Origin of the sequence: Kitasatospora sp. NPDC048540, from assembly GCF_040651175.1 — a bacterium.
GTDB lineage: Bacteria > Actinomycetota > Actinomycetes > Streptomycetales > Streptomycetaceae > Kitasatospora.
In genome coordinates this window covers 1-12,737 of the sequence record NZ_JBEZIR010000034.1, presented here as the reverse complement: position 1 = coordinate 12,737, position 12,737 = coordinate 1, and the positions used below count along the sequence as shown (strand labels likewise).

Sequence of the window (12,737 nt, the reverse complement as noted above, 5' to 3'; positions counted from 1 at the left end):
GTCCGGCACGGAAGATGACGCCCAGTGCGATTCCCGGCACGGGGGTTGACACCCGCTCTCGGACGCCCCGAGACTCCTGCCGGGGAGCGCTCTCCCGGCCATCGCCCCACCCGGGCCCGCCACCTGACCGGCGCCCCTGCGCCGCCCGCCGGACACCCTCCGCCGGGCCCGGCCGGCCACCCCCGCGCGCCCCCACCCGCGTCACCCCCACCCACCCCACCCATCGCAGGAGAAGCCCGTGAGGCTCACTTCAGCACGCCCCGACGGCCGGACCGGCCCCGGCCGGCGCGGCTCGGCCGGACTGCTCGGCCTGGCCCTGCTCTGCGGTGCGGTGCTCGCCCTTCCGAGCACCGCCGCACACGCCGCCGACACCCTGATCTCCCAGGGCAAGGCGGTCACCGCCTCCTCCACCGAGAACGGCGGCACCGGCGCCGCGCTCGCCGTCGACGGCTCCACCGGCACCCGCTGGTCCTCCGCCGCCAGTGACCAGCAGTGGCTCCAGGTCGACCTCGGCGCCACCGCCACCATCGGCAAGGTGGTGCTCAACTGGGAAGCGGCGTACGGCAAGGCGTACCAGATCCAGACCTCCGCCGACGGCACCACCTGGACCACCGTCTACGCCACCACCACCGGCACCGGAGGCACCGAGACCCTCACGGTCTCCGGCTCCGGCCGGTACGTGCGGATGAACGGCATCACCCGGGGCACCGGCTACGGCTACTCGCTCTGGGAGTTCCAGGTCTTCGGCTCCTTCACCGGCACCACCCCGGGCGGCTGCGGCACCGCCAACGCCGCCCAGGGCCGGCCCGCCACCGCCTCCTCCACCGAGAACGGCGGCACCGGCGCCGCGCTCGCCGTCGACGGCTCCACCGGCACCCGCTGGTCCTCCGCCGCGAGCGACCCGCAGTGGCTCCAGGTCGACCTGGGCTCCACCCAGCAGATCTGCCAGGTGGTGCTCAACTGGGAGACCGCGTACGGGAAGGCGTACCAGCTGCAGACCTCCGACAACGGCACCAACTGGACCACCGTCTACTCCACCACCACCGGCACCGGCGGCACCGAGACCCTCTCCGTCTCCGGCTCCGGCCGGTACCTGCGGATGAACGGCACCGCCCGGGGCACCGCCTGGGGCTACTCGCTGTGGGAGCTGGCCGTGCACACCGGCAGCGGCGGCCCGAGCGTGCCGCCGGTCCAGGGCGGCGGCGACCTCGGGCCGAACGTGCTGGTTTTCGACCCGGCCACGCCCGGCATCCAGGCCAAGGTGGACGAGGTCTTCGCCAAGCAGGAGTCCAACCAGTTCGGCAGCGACCGCTACGCACTGCTGTTCAAGCCCGGCACGTACAGCAACATCAACGCCCAGATCGGCTTCTACACCTCGATCGCGGGCCTCGGGCTCAGCCCCGACGACACCGTGTTCAACGGCGACGTCACCGTGGACGCGGGCTGGTTCGGCGGCAACGCCACCCAGAACTTCTGGCGCTCGGCGGAGAACCTCTCACTGAAGCCGGTCAGCGGCACCGATCGCTGGGCGGTCTCGCAGGCCGCGCCGTTCCGCCGGATGCACGTCCAGGGCGGCCTCAACCTCGCCCCCAACGGCTACGGCTGGGCCAGCGGCGGCTACATCGCCGACTCGAAGATCGACGGCACCGTCGGCAACTACTCGCAGCAGCAGTGGTACACCCGCGACAGCGCGATCGGCGGCTTCACCAACGGCGTCTGGAACCAGACCTTCTCCGGCGTCCAGGGCGCCCCCGCGCAGGGCTTCCCCAACCCGCCGTACACCACGCTCGCCACCACCCCGGTCTCCCGGGAGAAGCCGTTCCTCTACCTGGACGGCAACGACTACAAGGTCTTCGTGCCCGGCAAGCGCACCAACGCCACCGGCGTCTCCTGGGCGAACGGCCCGGGCGGCGGCACCTCGCTGCCGCTGAGCCAGTTCTACGTGGTCAAGCCCGGCGCCACCGCGGCCACCATCGACCAGGCGCTGGCCCAGGGCCTCAACCTGCTGTTCACCCCAGGCGTCTACCACGTCGACCGGACCATCGAGGTCACCCGGCCCGGCACCGTGGTGCTGGGCCTGGGCCTGGCCACCGTGGTGCCGGACAACGGCGTGGTCGCGATGCGCACCGCCGACGTGGACGGCATCCGGCTGGCCGGTCTGCTGTTCGACGCCGGCACCGTCAACTCCCCCGCGCTGCTCCAGGTCGGCCCGGACGGCGCCACCGCGGACCACGCGGCGGACCCGACCACCGTGCAGGACGTCTTCGCCCGCATCGGCGGCGCCGGCCCCGGCTCGGCCACCACCGCCATGGTGGTCAACGCCAACAGCACCATCGTCGACCACACCTGGCTGTGGCGCGCCGACCACGGCGCCGGAGTCGGCTGGACGGCCAACCCGTCCGACTACGGCATGGTGGTGCGCGGCAACGACGTGCTGGCCACCGGCCTGTTCGTGGAGCACTTCAAGAAGTACGACGTGGAGTGGTCCGGCGAGCGCGGCCGGACGATCTTCTACCAGAACGAGATCGCCTACGACGCCCCCGACCAGGCCGCCGTCCAGAACGGCGCCACCAAGGGCTTCGCGGCCTACAAGGTGGACGACAACGTCACCGTCCACGAGGGCTGGGGCCTCGGCTCGTACTGCTACTTCAACGTCGACCCGACCATCCGGATGGACCACGGCTTCGAGGCCCCGAACCGGCCGGGCGTGAAGTTCCACGACATCCTGGTCAACTCGCTCGGCGGGAAAGGCCAGTTCGACCACGTGATCAACGACTTCGGCGCGGCCACCTCGGGCACCTCGACCACCCCGTCCAACGTGGTCTCCTACCCGTGAGCCTTCCCGGCCACGGCTGACGCCCCCGAGCAGGTCCGCTTCGACGAGCGATCCCCCTGAACGCGCGCTCCACCCGCGGGGCCGGTCCTGACAGGCCCCGCGGGTGGAGCGCTCTCCCGGCCCGCCTGACGGCGTGTCGCCCAAGTGCTATAACAACGCGTATGACTGACGCCCTCCAGCGCACGGCAGCCCGCCCGGCCACCCTGGAGGACGTCGCACGGGTGGCCGGGGTGTCCCGCTCCACCGTCTCCAGGGTGGTCAACGGCGTGCGCAACGTCGACCCCGCCATCCAGGAGACCGTCCGCCGGGCGGTCACCGCCACCGGGTACGTCCCGAACGGCGCCGCCCGCTCGCTGGTCACCCGGCGGGCCGACACCGTCGCGCTGATCGTCTCCGGGGCCGGGCGGACCGGCGGCGACGGGATGCTGTTCACCGACCCGTTCTTCGGCCGGGTGGTCGGCGGGGTGCTCGGCGGACTCCGCCCGCTCGGCATGCACCCGGTCCTGATGCTCGCCGACGACCCCGCCTCCCGCGAACAGGCCGTCGGCTACCTGCGGCGCGGTAGCGCCGACGGCGCCCTGCTGGTCTCCACCCACGCCGGCGACCCGCTGCCCGCCCGGCTCGCCGAGGCCGGACTGCCGACCGTGCTGTTCGGCCGGCCCGCCACCCCGCTGCCGCTCAGCTACGTCGACCTCGCCAACCACGACGGCGCCCGGCTGGCCGCCGACCACCTCGCCGCCCGCGGCTGCCGGCGGGTGGTCACCGTCACCGGGCCCGCCGCCCTGCCCGCCGGACAGGACCGGCAGGCCGGCTTCCGCGAGGCGATGGCCCGGCACGGCCGGCCCTGGGCCCCCGAGGCGGCCGGTGACTTCACGCTGGCCGGCGGCGCCGCCGCGATGACCCGGCTGCTCACCGAACACCCGGACCTGGACGGGGTGTTCGCGGCCAACGACCTGATGGCCCAGGGCGTGCTCGCGGTCCTGCGCGAGCACGGCCGCCGGGTGCCCGACGACGTCGCCGTGGTCGGCTTCGACGACAGCAGCGCCGCCACGACCGCCCACCCCCGGCTCACCACGGTCCGCCAGCCGGTCGAGGAGATGGCCCAGCGGATGACCGCCCTGCTGCTCGACCGGATCGAACACCCCGGCGAGGGTCCCGTCTCCGTCCTGTTCGAACCCCGCCTGGTCGTCCGCGAGTCCGCCTGACCGCCGCCCGACCGCCGTCAGGCCCCGGCCGCGCACCAGCTGAGCAGCCGCGACAGCGCCCGTTCCCGGTCCTCCCCCGCCTCCTCGCGCGCCGCCCGCTCGGCCGAGAACTCGCCGATCAGGTCGTGGAACCCGTACGAGTCCGGCCGTGGGCGCTGCAGCAGTTGGGCGTCGACCAGGACGTCCAACAGATCGGCGGCACGGTCCGGCTCCTCGTCCAGCAGCGCGGAGGCCGCCCGCAGTGACAGCGGGCGGTCCGGTCTCAGTCCGAGCAGCCGGAACGCCCTGGCCGCCTCCCGTTCCAGCGGGTTCGAGCTGGTGCGCAGGGCGTCGTAGCTGGTCGAGAAGGACTCCCGGACGGCGAGGTGGTCCACGGCGAGGAGGTCGAGACGGGCTTCGGCCCGGGACAGCCGTCGCGCCAGGGTGCCCAGCGCGGCGGCGGGCCGCCCGGCCAGCCGGGCGGCGGCGATCCGGACGGCCAGGGGCAGCCCGGCGCAGGCGTCCAGGATCCGGTCGGCCGAGCGGCGGTCGGCGGCGATCAGCTCGGCGCCGCACACCGCGGCCAGCAACTCGTACTGCTCGGAGCGGGTCAGCGGGCCGAGCGTGATCCGGGCCGCGCCGGGGAGGGCGGCGAGCGGCCTGCGGCTGGTGACGATGACGGCCGAACCGCCGGTGCCCGGTACCAGTGGGGCCACCTGTCGGGCGTCGCGGGCGTCGTCGAGGACGATCAGCACCCGGCGGTCGGCGAGCAGGGCCCGGTAGCGGGCCACCCGGTCGTCGGCGTGCCGGGGGACGTCCCGGTCCGGCAGCCCGAGGTCGGTGAGGAGGCGGGCGAGCAGGTCGAAGGGGTTGCGGGCGGGGCCCGGCCCCAGGCCCCGCAGGTCGGCATGGAGCCGGCCGTCCGGGAACTGCGACCGCAGGCCGTGCGCAGCGTGCACCGCCAGGGCGGTCTTGCCGATGCCGGCCATGCCGGAGACCACCAGCACCTTCGGTGGCGCGGGGTCGCCCGCTGCGCCCAGCTGCCGCTGCAGGGCGTCCAGTTCGGCTCCGCGTCCGGTGAAGTCCGGCAGGTCCCGCGGGAGCTGCGACCTCGTCCGGACCGGGCCCGGCACGGGCCGCGCGACGGTGGGAGGCCCGGCGGTAGGTGGCCCGGCGACCGGTTGGGCAGGGGCCGGCGGGGCGCCCAGCACCTCGCGGTGCGCCTGCCGGACGGCGGGGCCGGGTTCGATGCCCAGCTCGTCGACCAAGGTCCGGCGCAGCCGCTGGTGGACCGCGAGCGCCTCCGCGGTCCGGCCCGACCGGTGCAGGACGAGCATCAGCTGCCGGTGGAACGCCTCCTTCAGCGGGTTCTCGGCGACCAGCGTCGCGAGGTCGGCGGCGAGTCCGTCGGTCCGGCCCAGCTGCAACTGGTCCTCGTAGTGCCACTCGAGGGCCTGCAGATGCTGCTCCACCAGACCGGCGACCTCGGGCCGGTCCGCGAGAGCGGGCAGGTCGGCGAGGGGCCGGCCGCGCCACCGGGCGAGTGCGGCGGCGGTCTCGCTGCGGGCGGTGGGCCGGTCCCGCTCGGACCGGGCCGCGCGGGCCCGCCGGAGGTGGGAGACGAAGGCGTCGGCGTCCAGCTCCCCGTCCAGGACCTCGATCAGGTAGCCGGACGGGACGGCCCGCACCCGGCCGCCGCCCTGCGGTCCGAGCGCCTGGCGCAGCCGCGCCGCGTGGTTGTGCAGGGCGGAGCGCGCCGTCCTGGGCGGCCCGCCGCACCACAGCGTGCGCCGCAGCTGCTCGGCCGACACCACGTGGTTGCCGTGCAGCAGCAGCGCGGCGAGCAGCAGCCGGACCTTCTCCCCCGTCACCGGCCGCGGCCCGTGATCGTCGTGCACCGTCAATGGTCCGAGCACGCCGAAGCGCATCCCCATGCCCCGCCCCCGTATTCGACGATCCATCACATGTGATGAGCCGCAAGTGAGTTGGATGTTAGCCGTTCGTTGGCGGACGGAGGAACGATGTTTTCCTCCGTCCGGCCCGGCACTCCTCCGGGTCCTCCACGAAAGGCATGACGATGCGCATTCGCCCGGTTCTGGCGGTCTCGGCCGGCCTCGCCGCGCTCACCCTCGCCCTGGCACCCGCCGCCTCGGCGCGCGGCAACTACCTTCCGTACGCGTCCAAGACCAAGCTGTCCAACGGCAACCTCTTCACCGAGATCACACCGCAGTACGACGGGACCGGCTACTGGCGGATGGACGAGTGGTACGAGAAGACCGGCGGCGGGACCATCACCCAGCAGCTCGGCTTCAACTACCACGGCTACAGCTACGCGAAGGGCTGGATCACCCAGACCTCCGGCACCTCGCGGATGCAGAACTTCACCGATCTGGGCTTCACCGACTGTTCCGACGTGGTCGGCTGGATGCAGGTGGACGGCCAGGGCACCTTCTACAACGCCCCGGTCGGCATCTGCTGACACTCCCCGGCCGGGCCTGCCCTGCGGGGCGGGCCCGGCCCGCCGGCCCGACCAGTGCCTCCCGACCCAGGAACACCCGCCTCATGATCGAAGCAGCCCTCCGCGGCAACCACTCCATCCTCGTGCTCTGCGCGGTCCTGTCCGTGCTGGCCGGCGCGCCGGTGTGGTTCGCCGCCCGCCGGTACCGGCTGCCGGTGGTGGCGGCGCTCGGTGCCACCGTCTCGCTCTCCCTGGTGCTGGCCGCCACGCTCTGCCCCTTGAGCCCGCAGGCCCCCGCCTCGATGGCGTGCACGGTGCAACGGGACGTCGTCGGGGCACTGCTGGCCGACCAAGGTCTGCTGAACGCGGCCCTGTTCGTACCCGCCGCCCTCTTCCTGACGCTCGCGGTCCGGCGTCCGCTGCCGGTCGCCGCCTCGCTCGCCGTACTGTCCGGGGCCGTCGAGGTCACCCAGGCGCTGGTCTCCGGCATGGGCCGGGCGTGCGACTCGGCGGACCTGGAGGCCAACCTGGCCGGTGCGTTGCTGGGCTGCCTGATCGGCCGGCTGTGGCTCGGGCGCGGCGGTCGTCGGCCGTTCGGCCGGGAGCTGCGGCTCGGTGCACTGGTCGGGGCCGGCGGGGCGGCGGTGCTGGCCGCCGTCGCGGCGCCGGCACTGCTGTTCGTGGTCTCCGACACCAGCGACGGCCACCGGGCGGACCAGGCCCAGACCACGGCCGCGGTCGATGCCGCACACGCCTTCTTCGGCGCCGGCACCTCGCCGGGGCGGGTCCAGTTCACGGCGGGCGGCTTCGGGCAGCCCGGGCGGCTGGAGGTCGCCACTCCGGCGGGCAACCTGGTGCTCGACTGGCCCTCACGTGAGATCACCTCCGGCGTTCTCGGCGCGGTCGCCGAGCAGCCGGGCGGCCACCCGCCGCTGTCGGACCAGGACGCGCTGGCGATCGGTACCGGCTTCGCCCGTGCGCACTTCCCGTGGGCGGTGGCCGACTCGGCCACCGTGGTCTTCCCGGCGGGCGGCCCCGGCAGCCAGGCGAAGCTGGTGCAGTGGCGGTCCCGGGTGGACGGAGTGCTGATGCCGATGCGGCTCGACGTGATCGTCGGCGACGACCGCCGGGTGGTGTCGTTCACTGCCCGCAACGTGCCGCGTCCGGCACTGCCGAAGCCAGCCGTGACGGCCGAGCAGGCCCGGGCGCTGGCCGCCCGCCCCGGGATGACGGTGACCGGTGGCGAGCTGCTGGCGAAGGCGGACCGCTCGGGCGGCTGGCACGTGTGCTGGCTGCTCTCGCTGGCGCCGGCCGGCCTGGCGACGCCCGCGCCGGACGGACCGGGCCGGGCCCTGGTGGTGCTGGACGCGGTGACCGGTGCCCCGTTCACGGACGGGGATCCGGCCGGGCCCGGCCACTGACCCGCCGGGCGGACGGCCGACTGCTCAGGACCGCGGCCGCTCAGGGCCTCAGCCGCTAAGACCCCGGCCGCTCAGGACGCGTCAGCAGCCCGTGCAGCACAGCGTCGTCGTCCGGTTCCAGGGTCGAACCGAGGTGGTGCAACTGGGCCAGCCGCTCGGCGTCGCCGTCGGCGTCGGCCACCAGCCCGGCGGCCCAGCCCCGCCGCCGCTCCGCGTCCGGCCCCACCCTCCCGTCCCCCACCGTCTCGTTGAACAGCGCGTACAGGGCGTACCAGCGGACGTCGGTGTCGGTGTCCCGGCCGAGGGCCAGCAGTGCGTCGACGACGCGTTCCTCGGTCCGGTCCGGGTCCGCGAGGCCGGGCAGCGCCGCGGCGACGGCGAACCGGACCGGCTGCGCGGCGTGGTCCCGGTAGGAGAGCACCAGGTCGAGCGCCTCGCGTGCGCCGTGGTAGCCGATGACGGAGAGCATCAGGTGGGTCACCCAGGGGTCCGGCTCGTCGGCCAGCTCCCGCAGCACCACCGCCACCGTCTCGGCGCCGAACGGGCGTCGCCCGTCCTCGTCCGGCGCCCCGAGCTCCCGCAGGATCCGCGCGCCGAGTTCCCGCTCCTGCGGCTCGTCGTGGCCGAGCAGGGCGGCCGCCCGCTCGAAGACCTCCCGGGTCGGCCGACGGTGCAGCGCAACCAGGTGCGGCACCGGGGCGTCCTCTTCCTCGTCGGCCAGTTCACACCGGGCGGCGGCGAACAGCTCGTCGGTGGTCGGTCCGACCGGATCGATCGTCATACGGGTGCCGTCTCCATGTCCTCGGCCGCACCGGTCGGCGGACCGGCGCCGATCCTAGGGCCACGTCAGGCACCGCGTCAGGCGCCGTGTCGGACAGACCGGCCTCACGCGAACGACCCGGGTGGCCAACGGCGACGGGGCTGACTCCTAGCCATCCCCCAGACTGCGCCCAGCCCGCTCTCAGATCGGCAGCACCGGTCAATTACGATCAGCTGGTGCCAAGCCTCACCGGACTCCCGCTTCAGATCATCGTCGCCCTGCTGGCGGTCGCCGCGTTCGCCGCCACCATGTGGCTGTGGCCCAGACTCGGCGGGAACGGCTGGAAGGCGTGGCTCGGGCGGCTCGGGGCGTTCTTCGGGACCCAGGTCGTGGTACTGGCCGCACTCGGCCTGGTGGCCAACTCGTACTTCGGCTTCTACAGCACCTGGAGCGACCTGCTCGGTCTGGACGGCGCCCCCGGCCAGGTGGTGGACCACCAGCCGGGCGGCAAGGCGATCCGGGTGACCGGCGAGCAGAAGATGTACTCGGCGCAGGGCCCGGCCAAGGAACGCTCCGGGAAGATCGAGAAGATCGACATCCGCGGCGAGGCCTCCGGGCTGAACTCGGACGCCTACGTCTACCTGCCGCCGCAGTACTTCCAGCCGGAGTTCGCCGGCAGCCGGTTCCCGATGGCGCTGGTGCTCTCCGGCTACCCCGGCATCCCGGAGAAGCTGATCAGCCTGCTGAAGTACCCGGAGACCGCACTCAAGGGCATCGAGGCCGGGCAGCTGCCGCCGACCGTGCTGGTGATGATGCGCCCGACCCCGGCGGGCGTCGGCAACCGCGACACCGAGTGCATGGACATCCCGAACGGTCCGCAGGTGGAGACCTTCTTCACCACCGACCTGCCGAAGGCGATGGCCACCGACTACCGGATCTACGACAAGCCGGAGGCGCGGGCGGTGATGGGCGACTCCACCGGCGGGTACTGCGCGCTGAAGTTCGCGCTGCGCAAGCCCGACGCGTACCGCTCGGCGGTGTCGCTGTCCGGCTACTACGAGGCGCCGTCCGACCCCACCACCGGTGACCTGTTCGGCGGCAACGCCGACCTCAAGCGCGAGAACGACCTGCTGTGGCGGCTGGAGAACCGGCCCGCCCCGCCGGTCTCGCTGCTGCTCGCCACCAGCCTGAACGAGGACAACTACCAGGACACCCAGAAGCTGGTGGCCGCCTTCAAGGCCCCCACCCAGCTGTCCACCATCACCCTGAGCACCGGCGGCCACAACTTCCACACCTGGACCCGGGAGATCCCGCCCGCGATGGCCTGGCTGGGCAAGCGGCTGACCCCGCCGCAGCCCGCCTCCCGGCAGGCCTGACGCTCCGCCACCCCACCCCCGTACGGCGCGGCAACCGCGCGGCGACCGCGCCTCCGACCACACCTCCGATCACACCTCCGGCAGCGCTGCGGCCCTGCCCAGGAGGGGCTGCCCCCGACCCTGGCTGAGCCGGACGGGTGACTTCCGGCAGATCACAGGGCGCTCATAGGACGCGTTCACGGACCTCTCAGGCAGGGCCGCGAGCGTATGCCCATGACCACGACCGACTCCGTTCCTCCGACCAGCGAACCGTGGCCCGAGGCTGCGGACCACCCGCCGCCGGTGCCGCCGGCCCGGGCCGCGGTCGACGACCCGTTCCCGCCCGCCACCGCGCCCGCGCCCGGCCCCGAGGGCCCGGGCTCCCGGGGCGGACGGCTGCGCACCCTGCCGGCCCGCGCCTGGCGCGGCCGCCCGGACGACCCCCGCTGGGCCCGCCCCGCGCTGCTCGGCCTGCTCGCCGCCACCGCGGCGCTGTACTTCTGGAACCTCACCGCCTCCGGCTGGGCCAACGCCTTCTACTCGGCCGCGGTCCAGGCCGGCAGCCAGAGCTGGAAGGCCTTCTTCTACGGCTCCTCGGACGCCGCGAACTTCATCACCGTCGACAAGCCCCCGATGTCGCTGTGGCCGATGGCCCTGTCGGTGCGGCTCTTCGGCCTCAGCTCGTGGAGCATCCTCGCCCCGCAGGTGCTGATGGCCGTCGCGACCGTCGGCACGGTGTACGCGGCGGTGCGCCGCCGGTTCTCGCCGCTCGGCGGCCTGGTGGCCGGCGCGACGCTGGCGCTGACCCCGGTGGCGGCGCTGATGTTCCGGTTCAACAACCCGGACGCGCTGCTGGTGCTGCTGATGACGCTGGCCGCGTACGGCCTGCTGCGGGCGACCGAGACGGCGAGCACCCGGTGGCTGCTGTTCACCGGCGTGATGTTCGGCTTCGGCTTCCTCACCAAGACGCTGCAGGCCTTCCTGGTGCTGCCCGGGTTCGCGCTGATCTACCTGGTGATCGCGCCGACCGGGCTGGGGCGCCGGGTCCGCCAACTGCTGCTGGCCGGGCTCGCGCTGGTGGTGTCGGCCGGCTGGTGGGTGGCGATCGTCGAGCTGGTGCCCGCCTCGGCGCGGCCGTACATCGGCGGCTCGCAGGACAACGACTTCCTCTCGGTCACCTTCGGCTACAACGGCTTCGGCCGGATCACCGGCGACGAGACCGGTTCGGTCGGCGGCGGTGGCGGCGGCCGCGGCGGCGGCCCGGGCGGTGGCAGCGGGATGTGGGGCAGCACCGGGATCACCCGGCTGCTCGACGGCGACATCGGCGGCCAGATCGCCTGGCTGATCCCGGCCGCGCTGATCCTGCTGGCGGCCGGCCTGTGGGCCACCCGCCGCTACGGCCGCAGCGACAGCGCCCGCGCCGCGTTCCTGGTCTGGGGCAGCTGGCTGCTGGCGACCGGGCTGACCTTCAGCTTCATGTCCGGCATCTTCCACCAGTACTACACGGTGGCGCTGGTCCCGGCGGTCGCCGCACTGGTCGGCATGGGCGTCGACGGCCTGTGGCGGGCCCGCCGCCGGATGCCGTACGCGGCGCTGCTGGCCGGCGTGGTCGCGGTGACCGCCTGGTGGGCGTACGTGCTGCTGGGGCGCAGCGCCGACTTCCTGCCGTGGCTGCGCTGGACGGTCCTGGTGGGCGGGCTGGCGGCGGCCGTGGTGCTGCTCGCGGCGGGCCGGATGACCGGCCGGACCGGCGCCCGGCTCGGGGCGGTGGCGGGGCTGGCCGCGCTGGCGGCCGCGCTCGGCGGCCCGGCCGCGTACGCGGTGGACACGGTCTCCACCGGGCACTCGGGCTCGATCGTGACGGCCGGGCCGCGAGTGCAGAGCGCCAACGGCTTCGGCGGTCCGGGCGGCGGGGGTCCGGGCGGTGGCCGGATGGGCTTCCCGGGCGGCGGGTTCCCGGGCGGCGCCTTCCCCGGTGGCGGCACAGCCCCGGGCGGTACCGGCCAGGCCGGCGGCACCGGGCAGACCGGCGGCTTCCCGGGCGGTGGGTTCCCGGGTGGCGGGTTCGCGGGTGGCGGGTTCCCCGGCCAGACGCCGGGCGGTACGGGTACGGGTACGGGTGGCACCGGTACCCGTGGCGGGGAGGGCTTCCGCGGCGGGATGGGTGGCATGGGCGGCGGTGGCGGCATGGGCGGCCTGCTGAACGGTGCCCAGGTCAGCAGCGAGGTCGCCGCGCTGCTGAAGCAGGATGCCGGTTCGTACACCTGGGTGGCTGCCGCAGTCGGTTCGCAGAACCAGGCCAGCTACCAACTCGCCACCGGTGAGCCGGTGATGGCGCTCGGCGGCTTCAACGGCACCGACCCGTCGCTGAGCCTGGAGGCCTTCCAGCAGTACGTCGCCGAGGGCAAGATCCACTACTTCATCGGCGGTGGCGGCATGGGCGGAGGCATGGGCGGCGGGATGCGCGGCGGTACGACCGGCGGCGCGGGCGGCGAGGGTGCCTCCGCCACCGGCTCCTCCGGCAACGACTCCTCCAAGATCACCGCCTGGGTCGAGGCCAACTTCACCGCCAAGACGGTCGGCAGCACCACGCTCTACGACCTGACGGCGAAGTAGCACCACACGTCACGCCCTGGGCCTGCGGCGCGGAGGCTGGGAGGGCCGGATCTCGCTGCTCGGCGACGAGCCGCACCGCCCCTACGACCGGCCGCCGCTCTCCAAGA

At 74.1% G+C, this 12,737-nt stretch carries 8 protein-coding genes; 6 read left to right on the top strand and 2 right to left on the bottom strand.

The window, feature by feature from the left end:
• Positions 1–301: 301 nt before the first annotated feature.
• Both AB0D08_RS16115 and AB0D08_RS16110 read left to right on the top strand, forming a co-directional pair.
• A complete protein-coding gene (locus AB0D08_RS16115) occupies positions 302–2,836 on the top strand; it encodes a discoidin domain-containing protein (RefSeq protein ID WP_359889334.1) in 2,535 nt (844 codons plus the stop codon).
• A 161-nt stretch (positions 2,837–2,997) separates the two neighbouring features.
• The gene (locus AB0D08_RS16110) at positions 2,998–4,041 is read left to right on the top strand and encodes a LacI family DNA-binding transcriptional regulator (RefSeq protein ID WP_033824748.1); all 1,044 of its coding nucleotides are present in this window, start codon (positions 2,998–3,000) and stop codon (positions 4,039–4,041) included.
• Positions 4,042–4,058: 17 nt separating this feature from the next.
• On the opposite strand, the gene AB0D08_RS16105 is transcribed toward AB0D08_RS16110, so the two are convergent.
• Positions 4,059–5,954: an AfsR/SARP family transcriptional regulator gene (locus tag AB0D08_RS16105; protein WP_033824767.1), complete on the bottom strand. Its 1,896-nt coding sequence runs from the start codon at positions 5,952–5,954 to the stop codon at positions 4,059–4,061.
• Between the two features lie 137 nt (positions 5,955–6,091).
• Between AB0D08_RS16105 and AB0D08_RS16100 the strand changes: the two genes are divergently transcribed.
• Both AB0D08_RS16100 and AB0D08_RS16095 read left to right on the top strand, forming a co-directional pair.
• Positions 6,092–6,499 (top strand): hypothetical protein, encoded by a 408-nt coding sequence (locus AB0D08_RS16100; RefSeq protein WP_033824749.1) that lies wholly within the window; start codon positions 6,092–6,094, stop codon positions 6,497–6,499.
• A gap of 83 nt (positions 6,500–6,582) precedes the next feature.
• Positions 6,583–7,899: a VanZ family protein gene (locus AB0D08_RS16095; RefSeq protein WP_359889259.1), complete on the top strand. Its 1,317-nt coding sequence runs from the start codon at positions 6,583–6,585 to the stop codon at positions 7,897–7,899.
• A 55-nt stretch (positions 7,900–7,954) separates the two neighbouring features.
• Here AB0D08_RS16095 and AB0D08_RS16090 read toward each other — a convergent pair whose 3' ends face one another.
• Entirely contained in the window at positions 7,955–8,680 is a 726-nt protein-coding gene (locus AB0D08_RS16090) for a HEAT repeat domain-containing protein (RefSeq protein WP_033824751.1), read from the bottom strand.
• Between the two features lie 215 nt (positions 8,681–8,895).
• Here AB0D08_RS16090 and AB0D08_RS16085 point away from each other — a divergent pair, with 215 nt between their 5' ends.
• Positions 8,896–10,035: an alpha/beta hydrolase-fold protein gene (locus AB0D08_RS16085; protein ID WP_359889257.1), complete on the top strand. Its 1,140-nt coding sequence runs from the start codon at positions 8,896–8,898 to the stop codon at positions 10,033–10,035.
• A gap of 213 nt (positions 10,036–10,248) precedes the next feature.
• Positions 10,249–12,630, top strand: a complete 2,382-nt coding sequence (locus tag AB0D08_RS16080; protein ID WP_359889254.1) for a glycosyltransferase family 39 protein — start codon at positions 10,249–10,251, stop codon at positions 12,628–12,630.
• Positions 12,631–12,737 lie beyond the last annotated feature (107 nt).